This window comes from Sphingomonas sp. Tas61C01 (assembly GCF_052567495.1).
Map to the genome: position 1 here is coordinate 48,202 of NZ_CP199583.1, position 25,747 is coordinate 73,948.

Genomic DNA, 25,747 nt, shown 5'->3' on the forward strand with positions numbered 1-25,747 from the left:
CATCTCAACAAGCACCCAGACAAACATTGTTGGGATCGCGCAGACGGTCGCTACGAGCGCGCCCCAATTTCGTGACGATCGGTCAAGGAAGGCCATGCCCCTATGGTGAACAAGCCGCAACTTCCAGGCAAGCCTTGGACGATGGTTAAGTTTTGGCGATGGGCGCCCGCAATGGCTCCGCGAATGACGGATCATGGGTCACAGCGGAAGCACGAACAGGCTTCCGGAAAGCGGCTTCCGGGATGCGATCGTCAATCTTCGTCGGCCGAGGCGGGCAATTCGCCTTTGTATAAGCCTTGGCTCATCCGGTGCTGTGGCGCAGGATCGCTGCGAATGGAAAGTTACGGCGAACTCAACTAGTGAGGCGGGATGCTCAACCCATCAGGCGGCCCGATCATCCTCTTCGATGCTGAATGCGTGCTGTGCTCCACCAATGCGCAGTTCGTGTTGAGCCATGACAAGGCCGGAATATTTCGCCTGGCGTCTATGCAGGGCGAGCTTGGTTCGGCCTTGTACCGTGAGCACGGGATGGACCCGCGTCACCCGATCAGCATTCTGTTGATTGAGGGAAGTCGGGTTCGCCAAGACAGTGACGCTGTGCTTGCCATCTATGAAGGCCTCGGTCTGCCCTGGCGCATCCTGAGCGTCTTGCGGCTAGTGCCGGGTTTTCTTCGCGATTACGTGTACCGCTGGGTAGCGCGCAATCGCTATCGCCTGTTCGGCAAACGGGCGACATGTTGGGTGCCGTCACCGCACTTTCGAGACAGGCTGTTGTGAACACGCTGAGCTGGTCGCGCCGATGAGGATTCTGATCCTGGGCGGCTATGGCGTGTTTGGCGGTCGACTGGCCACGCTGCTGTCCGATCTCGCCGAAATCGATCTTGGCATCTGCGGTCGTGACCTTGGTCGTGCGAAGGCATTTTGCGCCGCATGGACGGGAAAGGCACGCGTGCATCCACTTGCGCTCGACCGTGCCGACATTGTCGCGGGGTTGCAGGCCCAGCGTCCCGATCTCATCGTCGACGCATCCGGACCGTTCCAGGATTACGGGAATGATGGTTACCTGGTCATCTCGGCCTGTATCGATGCCGGCGTCGACTATCTGGATTTCGCCGACGCCGCCGATTTCGTCGTCGGCGTGCCGGAATTCAAGGAAAGGGCCAAGACGGCGGGTGTGTTTGCGCTTTCGGGAGTCAGCAGCTTTCCGGTGCTCACCGCGGCTGTTCTCCGCGAAATGACGAAGACGATGGACATTACCTCTGTCGAGGGAGGTATCGCGCCGTCGCCGTATGCCGGGATCGGCCTCAATGTCATGCGCGCGGTGATCGGCTATGCCGGCGCGCCGGTGAAACTGCAGCGAGGGGGAAAGGCGGCGTTCGGCACCGGACTGGCGGAAAGCATGCGCTACACCGTTGCCGTGCCCGGCCGGTTGCCGCTGCGCAACATCCACTTCTCGCTGGTCGACGTTCCTGACCTGCAGGTCATCCCACCCGAATACCCGACGATGACCGACATCTGGATGGGGGCCGGGCCCGTCCCCGAGATCCTGCACCGCGTCCTCAATGTTCTGGCGCGAGCAAGGGCACGGTTCCGTCTCCCAACGATGGTTCCGTTCTCCCGCCTGTTCTATGCCGTGCTCAACAGGATGCGGTTCGGCGAGCATCGCGGCGGCATGTTCGTTCGCGCCGAAGGCACCGCGAACGGCAAGTCGATCGAGCGTAGCTGGCACCTCCTGGCCGAAGGCGATGATGGCCCTTTCATCCCATCGATGGCGGTGGAGGCGATCGTCCGCAAGCTGTTGGCGGGCCAGCGTCCCGCGGCAGGCGCACGTTCGGGCGTTCGGGCGCTGGAGCTTGCCGACTACAATGCGCTGTTTGCCGGACGCCGCATCGTTACCGGCTTCCGGCAGAACGAACCCGCTGACGCGCTATATCGGCAAATTTTGGGTCCGGTGTTCACGGACCTGCCGCCCCGCGTCCGGCAACTGCATGACAGCACCGAGAGCGACCGGTGGAACGGGGTTGCCAGCATCCGACGTGGTCGCAATCCGTTGGCGAGGCTGGTCGCGGCGCTGATCGGCTTTCCCCGGGCCGAATCGAGCGTGCCCGTCTCCGTCACCTTTGGTCGATCGGACGGCGTCGAGCGCTGGACGCGGACGTTTGGAGGCAAATCCTTCTCGTCCGAGCAGACATGCGGCACCGGTAAGGACCAGCATCTGTTGGTGGAGCGGTTCGGCGTCGCCTCGTTCGCCCTCGCGTTGGTGATCGAGGAGGGACGCCTCCTGTTCGTCCCGAGGCGTTGGTCACTAGCAGGGATGCCAATGCCGCACTGGCTCCTGCCGCGCGGCGACAGCTTCGAGATGGACCAGGACGGAACCTTCGCCTTCAACGTCGAGATAGTGGTGCCGCTGATCGGAATGATCGTAGCCTATCGAGGCACGCTGGAGCCGGCTTGAGCGTGAGCAAAGCCGCAACGTTCGTTCTAGGTGAGCAGCCAGCCCGTGCGACCTACTGCAACGGCGATGTCTTCCACTCAGGATGGCCACCTCCGTGCTGGCTATCTGAAGCTCGCCCTCCCGCTTAATTCAGCTTGCCCATCAGTGACCTCAACGTGTCGTCAAACCGAGATGAACAAGTGACCGGTGTAGGGAAGGGCATGTCACGCCCTGAATGGCGGATTGTGGGTCGCAGCGGCCTCTGACCGTTCGACGACCGCGTCGCGAGCCGACGGTTGGCATCTACGGCATCCAGTCGCCGCGTGACTGACAACGCTCACGCTTGCCGCTTGATGCGCGCTGTACGATAGCTGTGGGTAGCATCGCCAGTACCAGGCATCGATGCAGCGACGAAGAGGCGGCTATGATCGGCAGGCGTGTCTGTGGTGCAGCGTTCACGGCATTTTTGGCTGCGACATCGTTTGCGGCGGAGCCCTGGACGGCGGAGCAGGATCATGCCGACATGATGCACCAGCTGGGTATTACGCAGCTGCGCCCTGGAGCGAACGGCGATCCGATCGCGCCGGATGCGGCGAATTATGACCCGGGGAAGGCGAACCCTTTTCCCGTTTGGCCGGAGCTACTGAAGATGACGGATGGCCGCCCGGTGACAACCGCGGCGATGTGGCGGCAACAGCGTCGGCCCGAGCTGATTCGGCTATTCGAACGCGATGTCTATGGCCGCATTCCACCGGGCGTACCCAGCGTAACCTGGCGGATCGACACAACAGATCACGAGTATTTCGGCGGCGGGCCAGTGGTGGCGGAGCAGCTTGTCGGCCATGTCGATGATCGTGCGACGCCGGCGATCGCGGTCGATATCCGCGTGACCTTGTTGCTGCCGGCCAACGCGAAGGCCGCCGTGCCGTTGCTGGTGATGTTCGGACCGGCACGTTATCCGTCGCCCACCCAGCCCAGCGCCACGGAGGCAGCGCGGCTCGACGGCGCGCTGAAGGCGACGTTGATCGCGCGTGATCCTTCTTTCGCTTCGATCTTTGCCGCGCATCCTGGGTTCGAGTTCGTCAAGCCGGGCGGCTTCTTCTCGCCGCCACCTGACGACGACCGGGTGACCAAGCTGATCGCCGCCGGCTGGGGTGTCGCGCTGCTCGACACAGCCAGCATCCAGCCCGATACCGGCGCCGGGCTGCGCGAGGGGATCATCGGCCTCGTCAACAAAGGTGCGCCGCGCACGCCCGAGCAATGGGGGGCGCTGCGTGCCTGGGGCTGGGGGGCGAGCCGGCTGCTCGACTATCTTGGCACCCGTACGGAGGTCGATGTCTCGCATGTCGGCATTGAAGGCGTGTCGCGCTGGGGCAAGGCGGCGTTGGTAACGGCTGCGTTCGACGAGCGCTTCGCGATGGTTCTGATTGGGTCGTCAGGGGAGGGCGGCGTCAAACCACACCGGCGCAATTTCGGCGAGGCGGTTGAAAATCTGACGGGGACCGGTGGCTACCATTGGATGGCAGGCAACTTCCTCCAATACGGCACCGAACGGGGACGGCTCGGCCGCAAGACGGCAGCCGATCTGCCGGTGGACGCGCACGAGCTGCTGGCTTTGGTGGCACCGCGGCTCGCCTTCGTCAGCTATGGAGTGCCTGAGAAGGGTGACGCGAACTGGCTTGATCAGCAGGGCAGCTACATGGCGACCATCGCCGCCGGTCGCGCGTGGACGCTGCTCGGCGCGCACGATCTGGGCCGCGGCCACGATTACAGCACGGCGATGCTGCCGCCTCAGGGCACTGACCTGCTCGACGGTGAGCTCGCCTGGCGGCAACATGAGGGTGGCCACACTGACGCCCCGAACATGAACCACTTCATCGCCTGGGCGGATCACAAGATCGGTCACGCGCCGAGCCGATGAACCGGCGTTGGAGGAGGGCGTCAGCGCAAGTGTAATCGCCGAGGCGATCGGCAAGGCGCTAGACTGCCGGTCGTTTCATTACAGGTCGAGCAATACGGCCGATAACAGGGCCTGCCGTATCTCGGGCGTGTCAGCTTCTTCCGATCCTGAAAGCGTCGTCGCCCAGTCCCGGTTTGACAGGTTGCTGTTCTGCGTCAGCGCAATGAGCTGCCGCATCTTCGTGTCGGCAGAAGCCGAGCCCGGAAGCAGAACTTCCTCGGCAATCACCGCCTTGAAAAAGTCGGAGAGGTGTTCGTAGATTGCGGTCATCGATCCAGCGTACCACCATCGAAGAGCGGCTGCGAACCATCAGACTCAACGGTCCGTATGCCGCAGAAGCCGCGACAAACGTTACGTTAGAAATTCAGCATTGTACGACACGATCAAGCCGGGCCCGAAAGCGGCCAGTCCGCTTCCGCCCAGATGCGGACACTCCCTTTGTCACCAAGGCGTGCGCCGACTAGATGCGACATGAGCCTTTTTGGAAAGCCGCTAGCGTGTTCAAGCTCGTTGCGCTTGCCGGTCGATGGCACGATGGGTGACATGATGAAAGCCAAGCACATCGTAGCTGTTGCAGTGTTGACGCCACTATATTGGGCAATCGCCATCTCCGTGGTTGCCTTGGTGGTCGATGGGCTAGTTACTTGCACCCGAAGCTCGAAGTTGGGGGCCCCTGCACGAAGGCCCCAATCACGACACCGGCAGTATTTCTCGTTTTTGCTTATCTGAACACATGCCCGTCAGCGTTATCAGGTCCAGCCCATTCGATCCGGCGAACGCGGCGCTGAAGCGAGCAGCAATCTGCCTTGCCGTCGTGCTCGCAATCCTGGCGGCGCCGCAGGAAATGATCGTCACGCGACGGTATTTCGTCGTGCAGGATGCGCAGGCGGGTGTCGGGATGCTGGCACTGTGGCTCGTCGCAATGCGGTTCGGCCGGCACTGGCGTCTTCCCGCGACGCCGCCGAGCGCGTCGGGCGTGATCGCGGCGGCCGTCGCGCTGGCACTCTTTTTATGGTGGGGCACCTATGCGGTGATGGGTGACTTCCCGTTGACCCGCGATGAGCTGATGGTCGCGTTCGACGGTGCGGTCTACGGGAGTGGCCGGTTGTCGATGCCGTTGGCGGCGCAGTGGCGCGACTTCGTGCCGGCGCTGGTGCCCGACTTCCTGCTCGACGTGCCGGGCCACGCGGCGCTGGTGTCGTCATACATGCCGGTGAACGCGGCAACCCGCGCGGCGTTCGGCCGTATCGCCGATCCGGCTCTGCTCGATCCACTGCTCGCCGGCATCGGCCTCATCCTGCTCCAGCGCGTCGCCCGACGATTGTTTGCCGACCTCCCCGGCGCGCAATGGGTGGTGGTGGGTGGCTACGTCCTCTCCGCCCAGATCCTCGTCAACGCGATGACCAGCTATGCGATGACCGCGCACCTCGTCCTGAACCTGGCATGGCTGCTGCTTTTTCTGCGCGATCGCTGGTGGAGCCACGCGCTGGCGATGCTGGTCGGGGCGATCGCGGTCGGGATCCATCAAGTGGTGTTCCACCCGTTCTTCGCGGCCCCCTTCGTCGTGCTGCTGCTGATCCGGCGCCGACGGGCGCTGTCGGCGCTCTATGCAGGGGTCTATGCGGCCGCGTTGCTGTTCTGGTTGGAATGGCCGCAGATCGTGGTGGCCGCGGCTGGGCTGACCGCGAGCAGCGGCGGCAGCACCGGCGGGGCAGGGAGTTTCCTGGCGACGCGGGTCGTGCCGCTGCTGCTGGATCGGGATCCCCGCACGATCGGGCTGATGATCTATAACCTGTTGCGCAGCGTGGGCTGGAACGCTGCGTACGTCGTTCCGTTCATGATCCTGGCGACACCCGCGCTGCGGCGGCGGGATGGCGTCGCGTTGGCGCTCTTCGCGGGATTGATGCTGACGATCGGGGCGATGGCGTTCCTGCTGCCGTATCAGGGCCATGGCTGGGGCTATCGCTATCTGCACGGCGTGCTCGGCAATATCCTGTTGCTGGCGGGATATGGCTATTGCGAGCTGGCACGAAGCGATCGGCCGCGGGCCGATGGGCTGGCGGCAACCTTGGCGATCGGAACCGTCCCCATCATCGCCTGGCTGCTGGTCACCACGCACCTGTTCGTGCAGCCCTATGCCCGATTGGCGACGTTGATCGAACGGCAGTCGACCGACTTCGCCATCATCGATACCGAAGAGCCGCGTAGCGCGGTGGATCAGGTCAACAATCGCCCCGATCTGTCGAACCGACCGCTGACCTTCGCAAGCGACCGGATGACGCCGGTGCTACTGATCCGATTGTGTGACCGGGGCACCGTCACCCTGATCCATCACGGCTTTTTCCACGCGGCCGGGTTCGCGCTCGATCTGCCCGAGAAGAGCCCCCGCTTCGACCGCCGGGTCGCCACGCTGATCGGCCGGGAATGCGTGAGGCCGGTGCGGCGCTGAGGGCCGCGGGTCAGCCGGTAAGCTGCGTCAGCCGCTGCTCGAGCCGTTCGGCGTTTCGATCCCAATCATAGTGCCGGCGGGCATGCTCGGCCGCATCGTGCTGCACGGTATTCGGTGCGGCCGCGATTGCGTCGACGAACCGCGCCGCGGTACCGGGAGCGTCGGCGGGATCGACGCGAACGCCGTGCAGCATCCCCTGGACGGCGGGATCGGCGCCCGCGCTGTCCATCCCGCAGAAGACTTGCAGCCCGGAGGCCATCGCCTCCTGGACGACGAGCGGAAAACCCTCGCCGACCGACGGCAGGACCAGTGCGTCGCAGGCGCGATAGACTTCGGCAAGCTCGGCGCGGGATCGACGGCCGAGCACGCGGACGTTCGGCAGGCCCCAAGCCACCGGATCGATCGGGCCGCCGCCCACCAGCCGGATCTCCCAATCCGGTCGCGCGGCCGCCAGCGCGCGCATCGTCGCCAGCCCCTTCTTCTCGACGAAGCGACCGACGAAGAGCAGCTGGCGTGGCTCCTCGGCGATGCCCAGCTGTCGCCGCAATGAAGGGCGCTCCCCAGTTTCGGGCGGATGGAACAGCCGGTGGTCGACCCCGTTGAACAGCAGACCGTGCCGCCCCTCCTGCACGTCCGCGGCGAAGTATCGACGCACGAGATCGCTGATGAAGACGACCTGCGGTGCTCGCCGAACGAGCGGTCGGGCGACCAGCCGGTTGGCCGTGCCCATTGCCAACCGCAGCAGCGGGTTGGTGTAGGGAATCACTCCGATGTGCTGGACCAGCAGCCACGGCTTGCGATGGCGACGGGCGAACCGCGCGGCAAGCTGGGAACTCGCATAGAGCGCGTCATGGACGATCACCGCGTCTGCGGCGACGACCTCGCGTTCGAGCGCAGCCCAGGCACCGCGGTGCGGAAGCGGAAAGGGTAGCCCGGTCAATCGTTCGAGCGGATCCGACGCTGGCAGCGGCACCGCAGCGATCGTCGCGTCGGCGGGCGCAACGTCGAACCCGGCAGCCGCCCAGCGGCATTGGTGGCCACGGCCGGCGAGCGCCCGCGCCATCGCACCCGCGACGATCTCGATCCCGCCGCCATGGCTCTCGTAGAAAGCCGATACCGTCAGGATGCGCATCGGCGCTGGCCTACCACCAGCAGGCACGACGGTTGCGTGGCATCGTCTTCGCCGTTGAGACCCGCGCCGATTACCGCCGAGATCGCCGATGCCAGCGGACGCGGCAAGCCACCGCGGTTTTGAAGTTCGCGCAGCTTCAGCGCACGCTGGATCTCGATCGGCCGGCGTTGGCCGAAACTCAGCGAATGCAGAAGCCCACCGGTCATCCGCGACAGCGTTTCCCAGCGGCGGGTTGCCTTCTCCCCGAGGTAGCCGGTGATGCTGTCGACGTGCATGCCGTGACGACCGCACAGCTCCTGCCAATCGTCGACGGTCAAATAGTTGAAGTGCGCCAGTCGCTTGTCCAGTTTGGCGAGATAGTCTCGGCGGTCGGCGCCGGGCAAGATCGACCCCGCCAGATTGTCGTGAAAAGCGGGGCAGGGGACGGTGTAGAAGAACCGCCCACCGGGCTTCAGCACCCGGCCGACCTCGCGGATCACCGGCTCGAGGTTGGGGATATGCTCCAGCACGGAGTTCGAGATGACGTAATCGAACGTCGCATCCGGCTCCGGGATCGCGTCGCCGCCTACGGTGTGCAGCCGCGCATAGAAGTCGTATCTGCGCGCGGCAGCGGTCTCCAGCGGATCGGGATCGATGCCGACCAGATTAGGGATCCGGCCGATACGCTGGAACAGGATGTCGGTCAGGATGCCGTCACCGCAGCCGAGATCGAGCCCGAGGCCAGCGGGGATATCCGCATTCGCCAGCACATCGATCTCGATGCCGCGCCAGAAGGCCGTCGCCGGTTGTGCGGGATAGCGTGAAACGAAGTCGCCGAGCAGTTCCTGGTCGATCTTCATGCATATACCCTTTCGCGGCCATCGATGATGGCATGCTGCAACTCGAGAATGCGCTGGGCCATCGTCGCGGCGATCGGCGTCAGCGCTGCGGTGTCGCCGGCGACGGCGCGGCCGAAGCGCCCGAACACCTCGTCATTGCCGTAGCGCAGCTTGCCCGCGAGGTGAGGAATGCCGCTGGCGATGTGCTGCCACCAGTGCTGGAACGTCGCGCTCGCGCTGGTGCGGATGACCTCGCGGGCGCCGTGGCCGCCGTCGTTCGGCAGCAACAGATAGATGTCGCGAAAGATGTCGACGATGGCGACACCGTGCTCGCCATGCACGGCCACATACCACTCCGACAGGCTGGATTCGAAGTTGCACGATAGCGTGATCGCATAGTCCGCGTCGGGCGCCGAGAACCAGGCGTCGATCTGGGCCGGGGTGCTGCTGCCGCTGCGGCTTTCCGCGCTGACCGCCTTCACCAGCGACAGGTCGCCGGCGATCGTCGACAGCAGATAGAGCAAATGCGGGCTTTCGTCATAGAAAAGTCCGAGCGGCAGGGTTTCGAACCAGGTCGGCAAGCGGCGCGCGGGATTGCCGAGCTGGACTGCTCGCAGCCCACGGATGGCGCCGAGCTTGCCCTCTGACAGATCGTGCTTGAGACGCTGCATCGACCGCGCGAACTGGAAATTGTGGACCACGGCGAGGCAACGTTGTGCACGCTCGGCGTCGGCCAGCATCGCCCGGCCTTCGCCGACCGACATCGCGAACGGTTTTTCGGTGATGACGTGCAGGCCCCGATCGAGCGCTTCGCGCACCAGATCATGATGTGCCATCGGGGCGGTCGCGATGCTGACCGCGTCGACATCGCCGATCCAGTCGATCTGATCGAGGCGGGAGCCCTCGCTGGATCGGAGGCCGGCGATGCGCCCGGCGACGGCTTGCGCCCGCTCGCCTCGCCGGTCGGCGACGCCCACCAACCGGAAGCGTCGGTCGGAACGAATCGTCGGCAGATGACGCGCCTGGCCGACCCAGCCGAGGCCGATGACGCCGATGCGCACTGGCTCAGACATGGGCGGGAAGTCCTTTTGCTCGCGGCGCCAGCGCCCATGTGCTGGTCATGTAATTCCAGCAGAACAGGACGACGGACGAGATCGGCGCGGCCATCCACATCGACAGTCCGGCCTGATCCCGCGCCAGCCACAGTACCGCCAGCACGACCGGAAAATTGGTCAATAGCGCAGCGGCATAGCGGAAGAAGCCGCGCCAGCTGCGTTCGGAGGCGAAGGTGATGCGCGATTGTAGGATGAAGCCGACCGGTAGCAGGATCGCCGCGCTCGCCACCTGACATCCGATCACGCTCGCCCCCGACGCGTCCATGACGATCAGGACCACGTTGTGCAGCAGCGCGCAGCCGATCGACACCAGGGTGTAACGGAGGGTGCGGCGGATGAAGAAGGTCACGCCCGGCGCTCGCCGCCATCGCCGAGGAAGCTGGCTTCGTTGCCGCCGATCACCGCCAGCAGGAACCCGCCGAACAGCGTCTGCAGGCCGATCGCCGCGGTGACCCCTGCAAGTGCTACCGGCAGGATCGAAGGCAGGGCGGCGAAGCTGGCCGCCCCCCAATACACCGCCACTCCCATCATCGTCGCGATCGCGGTGCCGATCATCGAAAGGCCGCCGATCACGCAGCCTTCCAGGGTCAGCAGCCGCCGCCGTCTGGACAGCCACGGCTTGGGCAGCCGGTATCCCGCACGCACGCCGTGGATGTGCGAGGCGATCGCCATCACGCCGGCCATATGCCCGACCGTTGCCAGCAGCGCGCCGATCACAATCCAGCTCTCGCCGAACGGCACCGTCTGCAGCACCCCAAGCGAATGCAGCGCGGCCACCAGCAGGATCGCCGCGGCGGCCGCGAGGGCGACCGATCCGGGAACGCCGAACACCCAGGTCGGGGATAGCATGAACAGATAGCGCAGGTGTCGCCAGCCGTCGCGCCACGGGCGCAGATGCGGCGGGCGCCCGCGCAGGTCGGGCAGCAGCGTTGCGGGGACTTCGGTCGTGCGCAGGTTCAGCAGCGCGCCCTTGATGACCATCTCGCTGGCGAATTCCATTCCGCTACCGGTCAGCCGCAACCGCTGGAAGGCGTCTTTTCGGATCGCGCGCAGACCGCAATGCGCGTCGCTGATGCCGGACCGGAAGAACAGGTTGAGGATGCCAGTTAGCGCCGGGTTACCGATGTAGCGGTTCTTCCACGGCATCGCGCCGCGGGCGATCCCGCCGCTGAAGCGGCTTCCCATGCAGAGGTCGAACCCGCCCTCCAGCTTGGCGACCATCGCGACGCCCTCGGTGAAGTCATAGCTGCCGTCGCAATCGCCCATGACGATGTAGCGGCCGAGTGCCGCCTCGCAGCCGCCGCCGAGCGCAGCGCCGTAGCCGCGGCGGGCGATCGGCACCACGCGGGCGCCGAGCATCGTGGCGATCGCCTGACTGCCGTCGGTCGAGCCGTTGTCGGCGATGACGATCTCACCGCTGAGGTTGAGCTCGGTGCGCAACCGCGCGAGCGCCTCCAGCGCGTTGCCGACGCAATGCGGCAGGCTTTGGGCTTCGTCTAGGCATGGCATGACGATCGAGACGTCGGGAACCTGCGGCGCCATCGCCGGCGTCAGCGCGAATTGCCGGTGTTGCAGTTCCAACCGCGTGTCCCCCCAAGCTTGTACGCTCGTCTATGGGAGAGCTTGGTTAACGCCGCGTAAAAACCCCCGCCGTCACCCCCGCGGCGGCAGCGTGTCGAAGACGTCGCTGATCGACTTGTCGAAATGCGCCTCCATCAGCGTCACCGCGGCGTCCGGGGCGCGGTCGGCGATCGCGGTGGCGAGGTCCCGGTGGATCGCGAAGACCGCCTGACGCTGGTCGACGGTCTCGCGGGTATGCCATGCGGTCGGCACCGCGACGCGCATCAGCTGTTCGAACGAACGCACGATCTGGTGGAACAGCGCGTTGCCGCCGGCGCGTGCGATCGACTGGTGGAAGGCAATATCGTGGCCGATCAGCTGGTCGAGGTCGTCGACATGCATCGACATCTGCGCGGCGTGATGCACGATCGCGCGCGCGTCGTCGTCGCTGCGGTGGTTCGCAGCAAGCGAGGCGGTGCGCAGTTCGAGGGTGCGGCGAACGTCCCAGACGTCGGCGGTGGTGATTTGCGCGGTGGCTACCGCGTGGTCGATCGACGCCGCCATCACCGATCCGTCGATCGCCGCGACGCGGGCCTTGCGGCCGTTGCCGACGTCGATGACGCGGAGCGCCGCAAGCGCACCGAATGCCTCGCGCATCACCGCGCGGCTGACACCGAGATCGGTCGCGAAATGGCCTTCGCCCGGCAGCGTGTCGCCGACCTTCAGGTCGCGGGTGCTGATATGGTCGCGGACCCGGCGCACGGCCTGGTCGACCAGCGATCCGGCAAGCGGCGTGCTCATGCCGCCAGCCGGGCGTTGCGCAGCTGGCTCGGCGCCTGTCCGAACCGGCGCGAGAAGGCGCGGGTGAAGCTTGCGTTGTTGAGATAGCCGCAGCGATAGCCGATCGACGACACCGGCAGATCGGTCGCGAGCAGCATCTGCCGTGCCCCGCCGAGCCGCCGGTCGGCGATCGCATCCGCGACGCTCATCGCGAACATCGATCGGAAGCCGCGGGTCAGCTTGGCGCGATTGATCCCGCAGGCGCGTGAGATCGAATCGAGCGTCAGCTTCTCGTGCCAATGGTCGTCGATCAGGCTGCGCGCCGCGGCGATCCGCTCGGCCTCGATGGCGGATAGCGCGCCGGCGCCGTCGGCGGGGATCAGGCTGCCGTCGAGCATCCGTTCGAAGGTGACGCATAGCAGTTCGATGCTCTTGGCGGCACGTAGCGTGGTGCCCGCCATCCCACCGGTCCGGCAGTCTTCGACGGCCTGCGCGATGACGCGGATCTCGCTCGGCAAATGCCAGGTCGCGAGCTGGGCGGGCACGGTGCCGAAGATGCGCTTGCAGGCCGATTGCATGACCACGAAGACGATGTCCGCGCCTGCCAGATCGTCGCCGGGCCTCGGCTTGGGATGGAACGCCATCGTTGCGCGGCCGAGCCGGTAGCCGAAGCCGATCGAGCGGTGCGGCCAATCCCCCGCCGGCACCGGTCCCGGTCCGATGAACGCCACCATTTCCGGCGATACGTCGATCCGCGTCTTCATGATCCCTCTCCCGTTCTGCGGATCATATACCTATCGGATAGCTTTGCAATAGCTTTCAGATAGGTTCTTCGACTGCTGAAGCTGGTGCCCGACGCATCGCGACCCAGAACGCGACGAGCGACATCGTGCTGGTCACCGCCCCCACCGTTGCCAGCCCCTGATCGAGGTGCGTCTCGCCCCCGAACAGGCTGCTCGCCGCGGCGACGAGGGTGGGGGCGACGCCGAAGCCGATCAGCCCGGCGATCGCGATGAAGGCACCGATGCACAGCCCGCGCAGCTCGTTGGGGATCAGCACCGTCAGCGCGACGGAGGTGACCACGCCCGTCACCGCTCCGCAGAGCAGCAAAACGCCGAGCGCCGCACCCAGCAACGGCACCGACGGCGCGACCGGGAACAGCGCAGCGGGAACGCCGACCGCCGCTGCGATCACCGCACCGATCAGCAATCCGCCCTGGCGCCCGCTCTTCTGCCCCCAGTCCGCCGACAGCCCGCCGATCACCGCGCCGATCAACCCGGCGAAGAAGATCATCGGCCCCATCCAGATCGCGGCTTGGTCCGGGCCGAGCCCGAAGCTCCGCGACAGCACCGGCGCCGCCCAGATCGCCGCCGCCGCATCGGCCATGACCACGCTGACCTGGCCCATGAACAACGGCAGCAGGAAGGCGCGCCGGCTCCAGAGCTCGCCCGCGACGACGCGGAACGGCGCATGCGTGCTCGCCGCGACCTCGTGTCGCGCCGGCTCGCGCAGCCAGAGCAGCGGGATCGTCAGCAGCGCCCCGAGCAGCGCCAGCGCTAGGTGCGCGCTGCGCCACGGTGCGGCATGCCAGAACCACGTTGGCGCGCCGCCATGGACGAACAGGCCGAACAGGGCGCCGGTCAGCCCGAACGCCATCGCCTGGCCCAGCGACTTGCCCAGATTGACCACCAGCAGCGCACGGCCGCGTTGAGCGGGCGGGCACAGGTCGGCACTGAGCGATAGCGCCGCGGTCAGCGCGCCGGTGGTCCCGATCCCGGTCAACATCCGCCCGACGAACAAGAGCGAGACGCTGCCCGCGACCGCGGTCAGCACGGTGCCGGCGACGAACACCGCGACCAGCGCGATCATGATCCGCACCCGGTTGTGTCGATCGACCAGGATCCCGATCGGGATCGAGAACAGCGCCAGCGGCAGTGCCGCGCTCAATCCCTGGATCAGGCTCAGTGTATAGTCGCTCAGCCCCAGCTCGGTCTTTGCGCCTTCCTGCACGGTGCCGAACGAACCCAGCATCGTGAAGCCCAGCATCATCGCCAGCGCGAGCGCGAACAGCGGCAGCAGCGAGCGGGCGAACGGCGGCGTTGCGGTCGTCACAGGCTGAAGATCTTGCCGGGATTGAACAGGTCGCGCGGATCGAGCGCGCGCTTCAGCGTGCGCATCACGTCCACCGCGTCGCCGAGCTCCTCGACCAGCCAATCCTGCTTGCCGAGCCCTATACCGTGTTCGCCGGTACAGGTGCCGTCCATCGCCAGCGCGCGCTTGACCAGCCGGGCGTTGATCGCCTTCACTTCGGCGAGTTCATCCGCGGACATCGGGTCCATCGCGAAGATCACGTGAAAATTGCCGTCGCCGACATGCCCCAGGATGGTCGCGGGGATCGTCGCAGTCGCCAGGTCGCGCTTGGTCTCGGTGATGCATTCGGGCAGCCGGCTGATCGGCACGCAGACGTCCGTCGCCCAGCCCACTGCGCCGGGGCGCAGCGCCACCGCGGCATAATAGGCTTCGTGCCGCGCCTTCCACAGCTTCGCGCGTTCCTCGGGCAGGTTGGACCAGGCAAAGGTACCGCCACCATTTTCGGCGGCGAGCAGGCCGACCATCTCGACCTGCTCCGCGACGCCACCGGGCGAGCCGTGGAATTCGAAGAACAACGTCGTCACTTCTGGCAGCGTCAGCTTAGACCAGGCGTTGACCGCCTTGATCTGCATGTCGTCGAGGATCTCGACGCGCGCGAGCGGCACGCCTGCCTGGATCGACTGGACCACGGTGGTGATCGCGCCTTCCAGCGTCGCGAAGCCGCAGACCGCGGCGGAGATCGTCTCGGGGATGGGGTGCAGCCGCAGCGTCACCTCGGTGATGATGCCCAGCGTGCCTTCGCTGCCGACGTAGAGGCGGGTCAGGTCGTAGCCAGCGGCGGATTTGCGCGCGCGCCGCGCGGTGGTGATCACCTTGCCGTCGGGCGTCACCACCTTGAGGCTCAGCACCGCCTCGCGCATCGTGCCGTAGCGCACCGCGTTGGTGCCGCTCGCCCGGGTCGACGCCATCCCGCCGATCGTCGCGTTGGCGCCGGGATCGATCGGGAAGAACAGCCCGGTATCGCGCAGATGCTCGTTCAGCTGCTCGCGCCGGCACCCGGCCTGGACGGTGCAGTCGAAATCCTCGGCGTTAATTGCGACGATCTCGTTCATCTCGCCCAGGTTGACGCTGACGCCACCGCGGACCGGCACCGCATTGCCCTCAATCGAGGTGCCAGCGCCGAACGGAACGATCGGCACACCGGCGTCGACGCATAGCCGCACGAGATCGACAACATCCTCGGTCGATCGTGCGAAGACCACCGCGTCGGGCAGGACGACATCGAAATGCGCCTCGTTCGATCCGTGCTGGCGGAGCATCGCGTCCGACAGATGCAGGCTGGTGCCGAAGCGAGTCGTCAGCGCCTCGACAAAGGCGGGATCGAGCAGCGGGCGGGTTGGGGGCATGCCGAGGTGCATCGGATCAGAACCGGAAGCCGAGGCGGACGCCGATGCGACGGCGATCGCCGATGATGCCGAGATCGGACGCGGGCAGCCCGGCGAGTGCCAGCGTCGTCTTCTCGATATAGGCGTCGAAATAGTCCTTCTGCAGCAGGTTGTTGGCGAACGCCGCGATCTCGAGCGGGCCGCTGCGATAGGTGATCGCCGCGTTGACGAGCGCATAGCCTTTAAGGAAGGTCGGCGTAGTCTGGTTGAGCGTCGCGGCGAGGCGGCTGCCCTTGGCGACGACCCCGCCGGTCAGCGTCAGCGTGTCGGTGCCACCGAGCGGGATGGTGTAGTCGGTGTAGATGTTGCCGGTGAAATCAGGCTGGAAGGTCAGCCGGTCCGACGACAGCGTCCGCCCCGTCACCAGCGTATAGGGCGAGGAGTCGGTCAGCCGGGCATGGACGTAGGTGACGCTGCCGTTGATCGACCAGTTGGTCACCGGACGCAGCGTCCCCTCCAGTTCGGCGCCGTAACTTTCGACGTCGCCGCTGTTGAGATCGACCGTGACCAGACCGCCGCCGGTCGCCGGCGCGATCGAATTGAGGCCGATATAATCGGAATAGTCGTTGTAGAAGACGTTGCCCGACAGGCTGAGGACGCGGTTCGGCGAGACGTATTTGGAGCCGATCTCGTAGGTCCAGGCGGAATCGCCCTTGTACTGGCGGATCGGCGCGGTCGGCGCGTTGAAGCCGCCGCCGCGATAGCCGCGCGCGACCGAGGCATAGGTCATCAACTGGTCCGACCAATGGCGGGTGATCGACAGCCGCGGCTCTACCTGATTGGATTTCAGCTGCGCGTTGCTGAAGGTCGTCGGCAGCGTCAGCGCGCCCGCCGCCAGCGTCACGTCGCCTGCCGCGCGGCGATCCTCGTGATCGTAGCGCAGGCCGAGCGCGACCTCCCAGGCCGAGGTCGGCTTCCAGAAGATCGTGCCGAATGCGGCGTAGGTGTCCGCCTTCGTCGCACTTTTGGTGAAGCGGGTGATGCCGGCGGGAATGATCCGCGTCGTGTCGGTCGCGCCGGTGGTCTCGCGGCTGTAGAAGAGGCCGATCAGCGTGCTCAGCGTGCTGCCGAGTTCGGTGTCGAGCCGGGTCTCCAAGGTCTTGGTGCGCAGTTGATCGGTGCCGACCGCACGGGCGATGTCGAGCGGACCAAAGTCGGCGTCGCTGTTGGGCGAGACGCTGTTGCGCGCGTCGTAGGATCCGACCAGCGTGAACTTCGAATTGAGCGCGTCGATGGGCGTCTCGAGCCGCGCATTAACGCCGCGGTAGCGGAATTCGACCCGCGACAGCGTGTTGAACTGCACGTTGCGCGAATAGTCGGTCGGGCCGGTGACCCGCGCATAGGGCGTGTTGGCGCCCTTCACCCAGTCGTAATAGCCATTGACCGTCAGCACGACGTCGCCGGTCGGGATGAAGCGGACCGTGCCGTTCAGCGAATCGGTCTTGAAGGGGCTGGCATCGGTGCCGAGCAGTCGGTTGCGCAGGAAGCCGTCCTGCTGGCGATGCCCGGCGGCGATGCGAACCTGCAGCACGTCCTTGATGATCGGCCCGGCGACCGACGCCGATGCGAGGAAGCTGTCGTCGGGTCCGGCGTAGCTGAAGTTGCCGCGCGCCTCGATCGCGTTGGACGGCTGGCGGGTAATGACGTTGATCGCGCCGCCGAGAGTGTTCTTGCCGTACAGCGTGCCCTGCGGTCCGCGCAGGACCTCGATGCGATCGACATCGAGCAGCGGGTTGTTCAGGTAGGAGGTGTTGGGCTGGTATATGCCGTTGATGAACAGCCCGACGCCCGGCTGGACGCTCTGCACCAGCGTCACGCCGACGCCGCGGATCGACACGAAGGCGCGGCCCGCTCCGTCGCTCGCGATGTTCAGGCCCGGTGTCAGCGCCGCGGCTTCGCGGACCGAATTGATCCCGCGTTCGGTCAGCGTGTTGCCGCTGATCGCGGAGGCGGCGATCGGCACGTCGAGGAGCGTTTCCGATCGCTTGCGCGCGGTGACGATGATGTCCTGATCACCGGTCTGCGGCGCCGCGCCAGTTGCTTGTCCCGGCGGCGCGGTGTCGGTGACGTTGGGCGCCTCCGTGGTCTGCGCGATCGCCGCTGCGGGCGAGATCAGCGCGAACGCGGCGGAGGTGGCGAGCAGGGTTTGAAGGCGCATGGGGTGATCCTCTCTGAAGCGGATGGGTCTCTGCCCACCTGTCAGAAAGGTTATGCGCTGAGGATGACCTATCGGAAAGGTATCGCGACTATGCAGATCGGCACGGATGGTTGGCCGATCACCAGCAGCTATAGCCGCCATCGGCCATGACGATGCTGCCGGTCATCAAGCTTGCGGCGTCGGAAGCGAGGAAGTGCACAATCGATGCCACCTCCTGTGGCTGGCCCAGTCGTGCCTGCGGCGTGCCGTCGATCCAGCGTTTGTACATCTCGCGTTCTTGGTCGGCAAAGGCGTTGAGCGGGGTCGCGATATAAGTCGGAGCCACCGCATTGACCCGGACGCCTCGCGGTGCCCATTCCGCCGCGAGGCTCTTGGTGAGCTGATGCACCGCTGCCTTCGACGCATTGTAATAGCTTTGCGGCTGCGGCCGGTTGACGATGACGCCCGACATCGAGCCGATGTTGACGATGCTGCCCTTGCCCGCGGCGAGCATGTGCCGCCCGAAAGCGCGCGCGCACCAGAAGGTGCCGTTGAGATTGACGTCGAGCACGTTGAGCCAGTGTTCGTCCTCGACATCTTCCGCCGCGGTTTCGCTGCGTGCGATCCCCGCATTGTTGACGAGGATGTCGATCGCGCCCGCCTGCTCGGCGATCCGGGTGACCGCGGCGGAATCGATCACGTCCAGGATCGCCCCCTCGATCGCGTGGCCCTTGGCACGGAGCGTTTCGATCGCGACGCCGAGCGCGTCGGCATCGCGGTCCGCGATCGTGACCCGGGCACCGGCTTCGGCGAGCGCATCGGCACAGCAATAGCCGATGCCCTGCGCGCCGCCGGTGACGAAGGCGCTGCGTCCATCCAGGCGAAGGCGGTCGAGGTACATGGCGATGCTCCGATCAGGGAAGGAACGCGGCGGCGGGCATCGGCGGCTCGAACCGCGCTTCGCCGGCCGCCAGCCGGTAGACGATCCGCGTGTTGCGATCGAACGGCTCCCAGGGCAGCCACCCGTCGCGCGCGAAGTCGACCCAGATCCGGTGCACGCGCGTCGCGAGCTCCTGTGGCGGTGCGGTCCCGCAAAGACCCTCCTCGCCGGTGCAGGTGGCGAGGCTGTCGAACACGAACGGCAGCTCCATGCCGTGCGCCGCGCCGAGCTCCCCGTCGTACCGTGGCGAGCGCCATTCGAACTCATAGACATGGGTTCGTCCGCGATGCTCCTCCGCAAATCGCCGCCCCGCCCACCGGAATACGAGATCGGTCAGCGCGCGATTGAGCACGTCTCCCGCAGTGCCGCCGCCTTTGCCCAGCCCATAGGCTTTCAGCACCGCCCAGGCACGCGGCTGGGATTTGCGCAGCACGAACCAGGCGAGGAACCTGCCGACCTTCTTCCGCACCCCGCTTGGCACGAGATAGAGGTTCATCTCCTCGGCATTGCTGCCGATCAGCAGGTCGACCTCGCTGCCCGCACCCTGCCTCAGCGCCTCGAGAGGCTCGACCGGCAGCACGTCGTCGCCATGGACCGGGACGAATCGGCTGATCCCGAAGACCGGTTCGCGGCCGTCGGCTCCGCGCAGGTCGAGCCGCGTCGTCGGTAGCGACACCTTCTCCACCGCATCGAGCAACCGGTCCCCCGGCGCGACGCTCTCGAACCCGGCACGATCGGGGGAAACGCCCAGCAGCTTGGCGAGCTTTTTGACCAGTCGCTGCGCAACCTCGACGTGCCGCGTCATGCCGCCATGCCCGCTCTGCACGATCGCGCGCCGGAACAGCCCCTTGGCAAGCGGTGACGTCACTAAGTCCGCGATCGCCATGCCCCCCGCGCTCTCGCCGAAGACGGTGACATTGGCGGGATCGCCCCCGAACGCGGCGATGTTGTCGCGCACCCATTCGAGCCCTGCGATCATGTCGCGCAATCCCAGGTTGGTCGGCACCCCGGGGATCGGCAGGAACCCCTCGACACCGAGCCGATAGTTGATCGCCAAGTAGAGGATGCCGTCCCGCGCGAAGCTCGCGCCGTCCTGCACCGACGCCTGCTTGCTGCCGACCACGAACCCGCCGCCATGGATGAACACCAATACCGGCAACGCGCCAGTGGCGGCCGCAGGCTGCCAGATGTCGAGCGTGAGGTAATCGTGATCCCCCGACCACCCCGTCCCGATCAACGGCGCGACGTCGAGCCCTGGCAAGGCCCGCGTCCGCTGTGGCGCGGAGGTTTGGTTTCGCGGTGCCGACCGGGGCTCCATCCAAGGCTCCGCCGCGGTCGGAACGGCGAACCGCCCTCCACCGATCGGGGGTCGGGCGTAAGGAACGTCACGAAAGACGGTGAGATCACCTTCGCGCACGCCTTGGACCGGGCCGTGCGACGTGGAGATCTGATCGGAAGTTGCAGCTACCATCCGCGTTTCATGCACGAACCGCGCGACGATCCAAAGACACGCACAGTTTGCATGGTCGCACGAACACGATGCTGGATCATCGGTGGCCGATTCCGACCCGCTCCCGCCCCATCCTGCGAATATTTACCATTTTCCCGCCTTTTAGTGACCGGTCGGGCGTCGAACATCCCATGATGACTGGGCGTACCGGATGGAACCTGAAGGTTCCTTACCGGTCCATTTGCCAAGGGGAAGACGCGACCTATGACCAAGCCACTTCCAGCGGACGATCAGGCGAAATCTGGTGCGGAGGCGAACCTCGCGCATCTGGGGCTTGCGCTAGAGCATGCGCACGCGGTGGTGGAGTTCGCGCCGGACGGCGAGATTCTGCGCGCGAATGATCTGTTTTTCGAACTGACCGGCTACCCGCAGGAAGAGATCGTGGGCAGTCACCACCGCATGCTGTGCGAACCCAGCTACACCGCCAGCACCGATTACAGCGGCTTCTGGCAGGATCTTCGCGCCGGCGACGCGAAGGACGGCGAGTTCAAGCGCATCGGGCGCGGCGGGCGCGAGCTGTGGCTGCGCGGACGGTACTACCCGGTCGTCACCGACAACGTCGTCACCAAGGTCATCGCGCTGTCGATGGACGTCACCGAAGCCAAGCAGGAGAGCCTGCACCACGAGGGCCTGCTGAACGCGATCGACCGGGCGCAGGGGATCATCGAGTTCGACCTGTCGGGCAACGTCATCACCGCCAACGACATCTTCCTCGACATTACCGGCTACGCGCTGTCGGAGATCACCGGCAAGCATCACCGGATGTTCTGCACGCCCGAATATGGCCGCAGCGGCGAATACGACGTCTTCTGGGACAAGCTCGGCGGCGGCGAGGTGCATAGCGGCACCTTCAAGCGGCTCGGCAAGGGCGGTCGCGAGGTTTGGATCCAGGCGACCTACAACCCGATCTTCGACCTGCGCGGCCGGCCGACCCGGATCGTCAAATACGCCACCGACATGACCGCGCAGCGGCAGGCGGCGGCCGAGGCGGAGGGCAAGGTGCTCGCGATCTCGCGGTCGCATGCGGTGATCGAGTTCGACCTGAACGGCACCATCCTCGGCGCCAACGACAATTTCTGCCAGCTGCTCGGCTACAGCCCGGAGGAGGTGGTCGGCCAGCATCACCGGATGTTCTGCGATCCCGGCTATTCGGGGTCGCAGGACTATCTGCGGTTCTGGCAGAAGCTGTCGCGTGGCGAGCATGACTCGGGCGAATACAGGCGGGTCACCAAGGGCGGCGGCGATTGCTGGATCCAGGCGAGCTACAGCCCGATCCTCGACCTCAACGGCAAGCCGTGGAAGGTCGTGAAATACGCGCTCGACGTCACCACCGAACGGCGGATCAACAACGACTATCGCGGCAAGATCGAGGCGATCGGACGCGCGCAGGCGGTGATCGAGTTCGATCTCGACGGCAATGTGCTGGAAGCGAACCCGACCTTCCTCGACATCATGGGCTATTCGCTGGAGGAGGTGCGCGGCAAGCATCACCGTATCTTCTGCGAGCCCGAGGTCGTGCAGACCCGGGAGTACCAGGATTTCTGGAACACGCTGTCGCGCGGCGAATATCATTCGGGCGAGTTCAAGCGGGTCGGGCGCGGCGGCAAGACCGTGTGGATCCGCGCGACCTACAACCCGATCCTCGACCTGGCGGGCAAGCCGGTCAAGATCGTCAAGTTCGCGGTCGACGTTACCAGCGAACGGCTGCGCACCGCCGAGTTCGAGGGCCAGGTCGCCGCGGTCGATCGCAGCCAGGCGACGATCGAGTTCGACCTGTCGGGCAACGTCATGACCGCCAACACCAATTTCCTGAGCGTGATGGGCTATACGCTCCGCGAGATCGTCGGCCAGCATCACAGCATGTTTTGCGACTCTACCTATCTGAAGAGCCGCGAATATGGCGACTTCTGGCGCAACCTTAACGAGGGAAAGACCCATTCGGGACGGTTCCACCGGGTCGGCAAGTTCGGTCGCGACGTCTATATTCAGGCGAGCTACGGGCCGATCCTCGATCTGTCCGGCAAGCCGATGCGGGTCATCAAGCACGCCTATGACGTGACGATGCAGGTCGAGCTGGAGCAGAAGGTCACCGCCAAGAGCCAGGAGATGCAGGCGAAGATCACCGAGCTGGCGGATTCGATCCGGGCGATCACCACCGGCGCGAGCGGCGCCGCGGAACTGGCCGCGGCGACCCAGCACGCCGCTCGCGACGGCAGCGACGCGATCAACAACGCGATCGAGGCGATCGACCTGATCAGCAAGTCGTCCAAGCAGATCGCCAAGATCGTCACCGTGATCGGGGAGCTCGCCAGCCAGACCAACCTGCTCGCGTTCAATGCCGCGATCGAGGCGGTGCGCGCGGGCGAACAGGGAGTGGGCTTCTCGGTCGTGGCCGAGGAAGTGCGCAAGCTCGCCGAACACAGCGCCAAGGCCGCGACCGAGATCACCGACCTAATCGAGGAATCGAGCGCCCGCGTCGCCGCCGGCACCGACCGGTCGCACAGCGCGCGCAACGCGTTCGAGGAGATCGCACGCAGCGTCCAGGACACCGCGGCATCGATCCACCAGATCTCCGAATCCGCGGCGGTACAGGAGGGCGTCTCGATCCAGGTGTCGGACATCATCGCTGACATGGTGAGCTCCACCCACGCTGTCGCCGCGTGAACGCGGTCACCTCGATCGTCGCGGCGGCCGAATATCGCCCCGACGATCCCGTTCCACCCGATCGCGCGATCCATGTCGGCCTGGTCCGGCTCTGCGGACGCGACCTGGCGGTGCCGGCCGATCACGTCCGCGAGGTCGTGCCGCTGCCCGATCGGCTGCAGCCCGCCTTCGCCGATGCCGAGGCGCTCGCCGGATCGGTGATCGTCCGCGGGCAGGTCATCCCGGTGGTCGACATCGCGCGGCTGCTGGGCTTCGAGGAAGCCGGGGCGGGCCCCGGCGTGGTAGTCGTCCTGCGCCGCGATCGCGATCTGGTCGGGCTGTTCGTGCATGCGGTGTCGGGACTGACGAGCGTTCGCGCAGGCGACATCCAGCCCTATCTCTTCGCAGAAGCGAAGGGCGGGCAAGTGGTCTCCAGCAGCTTCGCGCTCGACGACCGGCTGGTCGGGATGGTCGACATCGCCGCGATCCTCGCGCTGCCCGGCGTGCCGCGGGTCCGCGAGATCGCGCGCGCCGAGCGACACGCGATGCTGGTCGGGCAGACCCGGCTGCTGGTGCTGAGCGTCGCCGGCGCGGATCTGGCGCTGGAGGCATCGTTCGTCGTCGCGACCGTGCCCGGCACGCAGGTGCGCGCCGCGCCGGGGGTCGGTGACCAGTGGGTCGGTGTCGTCGACTATCTCGATCTCGAAGTGCCGGTGATCGACGACATCGCGCTGCTCGGCCTGTCGGGGCGCGCCGGCGACGGGCGGAGTACGCTGGTAGTGATCGTCCGGATGGGCGACGACCAACTGCTCGGGATCAAGGCGGACCAGGTCCACCGGATCATGCCGGTCCACGAACGCGACATCCGGCCGTTCCCCGCGGGCATGGGCGACGGGCTGCCGCTGTTCACCGGCGCGGTCGGCGACGGCGGCGGCGGGCAGAGCCTGTTGCTGTCCTCCACCGCGCTGGTCGCGGACGAGGCGCTGCGGATGATCGCCGCACTGACCCACCGCAAGCCCGATGCCCCCGCGGCCGATCCGTCGCGATCGGCGGGCAGGGGCGCGTCGGGGCGCGGGGCGGAGCAGCAATCCTATCTGGTGTTCCGCACCGGTACGCGAAGGCGGGCCTGCCTGTTGTCGGACATCAGCCAGATCGTCCCGCTGCCGGCCAGTCATCGCGGCGTCTCATCCCCCGCCTCGCCGCTTTGCGGGTTCGTCAGCCATGCCGGCAAGCCCGTGGCGCTGGTCGATCTGAGCAGCGTCGGCGTGGTCGCGGACGATCCCGGCGACGGCGCGGTCGCGGCGGCGCGGGTGCCTGCGGTGCGGATCGCCACCCGATCGATCCTGATTGTCGCCGGCGACGAATGCTCGACCGGCTTCATCGTCGACCAGCTCGACACGATCGTTCGTGCCGTCGCGCAGGACATGCCGCCACGCGCGGGCGGCAGGGGCGGGGGCAGCGGCGGCGCCGGTGGCGGGGCCGGCAGCGGGAGCGACGCCAGCTTCATCCAGGCACGCGTCGCCGGCGGCGACGAAGCGGTGCCGGTCTGCCGGCTGGAGCAAGAAGTCGAACGCCTGTGTGCGGACATCAACATCTTGGGGAGTGAAGGCACGTGCAAAACGCTCAGCTGAACGACGAAGAAGGCCGCATCGCCGCGCTAAAGCGTTATTGCGTGCTCGACACCGAACCCGAACAGGCGTTCGAAAAGATCACCGGTCTCGTTAAATCGGTACTGCAGGTGCCGATCTGCGCGGTGTCGCTGATCGACAAGGACCGGCAATGGTTCAAGGCGATTCAAGGCCTCGAGATGAAGCAGATGTCGCGCCACGACGCGTTCTGCAACCACACGATACAAGGCAGGGACGTGCTGATCGTGTCGGACGCCAGGGCCGACGCGCGGTTCGCCGACAACCCGCTGGTGAAGGGCACGCCCAACATCCGCAGCTATGCGGGCGTCCCGCTGGAAACCCCCGACGGCTTCAACCTCGGCGCGCTTTGCGTGATCGACGTCAAGCGACGTACCTTCAACGAGGACCAGATCGAGCTGCTCAAGCAGTTCGCCGAACTGGTCGTGCGCGAACTGGAGGCGAGAAGCGCCAGCGTGCGCGACCAGACGACGGGCGTGCTCACCCGGCAGGGCTTCAACGATGCCCTCCAGAAGAACCTGACGCTTGCTCAGGAGAATGGCGAACCCTGTGCGCTGGTCGTGGTCGCGATCGACAATTTCCGCGCGATCAACGACGATCGCAGCCGGCGGATGGGCGATCAGGTGCTGGAACGCGTCGCCTCCTGTCTTCGGGGCTCGCTGCGCACCGGCGACGTGGTCGGCCGGCTGGGCGGCGACACCTTCGCGGTGATCCTGCCGGCGACCACCTCCTACGAGGCGATGGCCTGCGCCGAACGGCTGCGCACCCGCGTGGCACAGCTCACCTTCGGCGGCGCCAACGACCTGTCGGTGACGGTAAGCTGCGGCACGGCGGCACTGCAACGCGGCGACAGTCGGGAGCTGTTCCTCGCCGAAGCACAAGGTGCGGTGTTCGCGGCGAAACGGGGCGGGCGGAACCGGTCGATCAATGTGGACAAGCTGCGATAGGGGGCGGGCTTACCAAGGCTCCCGTTCTCATTTCCCGTTCGTCAGCCTTCGGCTCGCATTCCCTGGCGAGGGAGGAATCACTTTAATTCTTCCCTTGAGGAGCGGGGGAGTGGGCGGGGTCGCAAACGCCCTGTTCTCCG

The 25,747-nt window shown here is 66.2% G+C and carries 20 protein-coding genes; 7 read left to right on the forward strand and 13 right to left on the reverse strand.

From position 1 onward, the window contains the following. Positions 1-369: 369 nt before the first annotated feature. The 3 genes from ACT009_RS00210 to ACT009_RS00220 all read left to right on the forward strand — a co-directional run bounded on the left by ACT009_RS00210 (position 370) and on the right by ACT009_RS00220 (position 4,355). On the forward strand, positions 370-777 hold the full coding sequence (locus tag ACT009_RS00210; RefSeq protein ID WP_445192404.1) for a thiol-disulfide oxidoreductase DCC family protein: 408 nt from the start codon (positions 370-372) through the stop codon (positions 775-777). A 22-nt stretch (positions 778-799) separates the two neighbouring features. After that, entirely contained in the window at positions 800-2,455 is a 1,656-nt protein-coding gene (locus tag ACT009_RS00215; RefSeq protein WP_445192405.1) for a DUF4166 domain-containing protein, read from the forward strand. Positions 2,456-2,858: 403 nt separating this feature from the next. Continuing rightward, positions 2,859-4,355, forward strand: a complete 1,497-nt coding sequence (locus tag ACT009_RS00220; RefSeq protein WP_445192406.1) for a glucuronyl esterase domain-containing protein — start codon at positions 2,859-2,861, stop codon at positions 4,353-4,355. Positions 4,356-4,433: 78 nt separating this feature from the next. Here ACT009_RS00220 and ACT009_RS00225 read toward each other — a convergent pair whose 3' ends face one another. Further along, positions 4,434-4,664 carry a hypothetical protein gene (locus ACT009_RS00225; protein WP_445192407.1) on the reverse strand — a complete coding sequence of 77 codons (231 nt, stop codon included), beginning with the start codon at positions 4,662-4,664 and terminating at the stop codon, positions 4,434-4,436. A gap of 463 nt (positions 4,665-5,127) precedes the next feature. On the opposite strand from ACT009_RS00225, the gene ACT009_RS00230 reads away from it, so the two are divergent. Then, complete coding sequence (locus tag ACT009_RS00230) at positions 5,128-6,843, forward strand: hypothetical protein (RefSeq protein WP_445192408.1); 1,716 nt, start codon at positions 5,128-5,130, stop codon at positions 6,841-6,843. 10 nt (positions 6,844-6,853) lie between these two features. Here the strand turns inward: ACT009_RS00230 and ACT009_RS00235 are convergent, their stop codons facing one another. From ACT009_RS00235 to ACT009_RS00290, 12 genes are all read right to left on the reverse strand, one after another. Beyond that, on the reverse strand, positions 6,854-7,975 hold the full coding sequence (locus tag ACT009_RS00235) for a glycosyltransferase family 4 protein (RefSeq protein WP_445192409.1): 1,122 nt from the start codon (positions 7,973-7,975) through the stop codon (positions 6,854-6,856). Beyond that, positions 7,963-8,814, reverse strand: a complete 852-nt coding sequence (locus tag ACT009_RS00240; protein WP_445192410.1) for a class I SAM-dependent methyltransferase — start codon at positions 8,812-8,814, stop codon at positions 7,963-7,965. Before ACT009_RS00240 ends, ACT009_RS00235 begins: the two co-directional genes overlap by 13 nt. Then, positions 8,811-9,854, reverse strand: coding sequence for a Gfo/Idh/MocA family protein (locus ACT009_RS00245; protein ID WP_445192411.1), 1,044 nt, complete (start codon positions 9,852-9,854; stop codon positions 8,811-8,813). The genes ACT009_RS00240 and ACT009_RS00245 overlap by 4 nt, the downstream gene beginning before the upstream one ends. Before the next feature lie 4 nt (positions 9,855-9,858). Continuing rightward, on the reverse strand, positions 9,859-10,257 hold the full coding sequence (locus ACT009_RS00250) for a GtrA family protein (protein ID WP_445192412.1): 399 nt from the start codon (positions 10,255-10,257) through the stop codon (positions 9,859-9,861). Next, positions 10,254-11,489 (reverse strand): glycosyltransferase family 2 protein, encoded by a 1,236-nt coding sequence (locus ACT009_RS00255; protein ID WP_445192413.1) that lies wholly within the window; start codon positions 11,487-11,489, stop codon positions 10,254-10,256. Before ACT009_RS00255 ends, ACT009_RS00250 begins: the two co-directional genes overlap by 4 nt. A gap of 72 nt (positions 11,490-11,561) precedes the next feature. Beyond that, positions 11,562-12,269 (reverse strand): FadR/GntR family transcriptional regulator, encoded by a 708-nt coding sequence (locus ACT009_RS00260; protein WP_445192414.1) that lies wholly within the window; start codon positions 12,267-12,269, stop codon positions 11,562-11,564. Further along, positions 12,266-13,012: a helix-turn-helix transcriptional regulator gene (locus ACT009_RS00265; RefSeq protein ID WP_445192415.1), complete on the reverse strand. Its 747-nt coding sequence runs from the start codon at positions 13,010-13,012 to the stop codon at positions 12,266-12,268. The genes ACT009_RS00260 and ACT009_RS00265 overlap by 4 nt, the downstream gene beginning before the upstream one ends. Positions 13,013-13,067: 55 nt before the next feature. Continuing rightward, a complete protein-coding gene (locus ACT009_RS00270; protein WP_445192416.1) occupies positions 13,068-14,360 on the reverse strand; it encodes an MFS transporter in 1,293 nt (430 codons plus the stop codon). Beyond that, on the reverse strand, positions 14,357-15,745 hold the full coding sequence (locus tag ACT009_RS00275) for an FAD-binding oxidoreductase (protein WP_445192417.1): 1,389 nt from the start codon (positions 15,743-15,745) through the stop codon (positions 14,357-14,359). Before ACT009_RS00275 ends, ACT009_RS00270 begins: the two co-directional genes overlap by 4 nt. Positions 15,746-15,761: 16 nt before the next feature. Continuing rightward, complete coding sequence (locus ACT009_RS00280) at positions 15,762-17,942, reverse strand: TonB-dependent receptor (protein ID WP_445192418.1); 2,181 nt, start codon at positions 17,940-17,942, stop codon at positions 15,762-15,764. Positions 17,943-18,060: 118 nt separating this feature from the next. Then, positions 18,061-18,822, reverse strand: coding sequence for an SDR family NAD(P)-dependent oxidoreductase (locus tag ACT009_RS00285; protein WP_445192419.1), 762 nt, complete (start codon positions 18,820-18,822; stop codon positions 18,061-18,063). Positions 18,823-18,835: 13 nt separating this feature from the next. Further along, positions 18,836-20,332: a carboxylesterase/lipase family protein gene (locus ACT009_RS00290; protein WP_445192420.1), complete on the reverse strand. Its 1,497-nt coding sequence runs from the start codon at positions 20,330-20,332 to the stop codon at positions 18,836-18,838. Positions 20,333-20,575: 243 nt separating this feature from the next. Here ACT009_RS00290 and ACT009_RS00295 point away from each other — a divergent pair, with 243 nt between their 5' ends. From ACT009_RS00295 to ACT009_RS00305, 3 genes are read left to right on the forward strand one after another with little or no spacing between them, the layout of a single operon-like run. Beyond that, a complete protein-coding gene (locus ACT009_RS00295; protein ID WP_445192421.1) occupies positions 20,576-23,035 on the forward strand; it encodes a methyl-accepting chemotaxis protein in 2,460 nt (819 codons plus the stop codon). Beyond that, positions 23,032-24,645 (forward strand): chemotaxis protein CheW, encoded by a 1,614-nt coding sequence (locus tag ACT009_RS00300; RefSeq protein WP_445192422.1) that lies wholly within the window; start codon positions 23,032-23,034, stop codon positions 24,643-24,645. Before ACT009_RS00295 ends, ACT009_RS00300 begins: the two co-directional genes overlap by 4 nt. After that, complete coding sequence (locus tag ACT009_RS00305) at positions 24,627-25,607, forward strand: sensor domain-containing diguanylate cyclase (protein ID WP_445192423.1); 981 nt, start codon at positions 24,627-24,629, stop codon at positions 25,605-25,607. The genes ACT009_RS00300 and ACT009_RS00305 overlap by 19 nt, the downstream gene beginning before the upstream one ends. Positions 25,608-25,747: the final 140 nt, after the last annotated feature.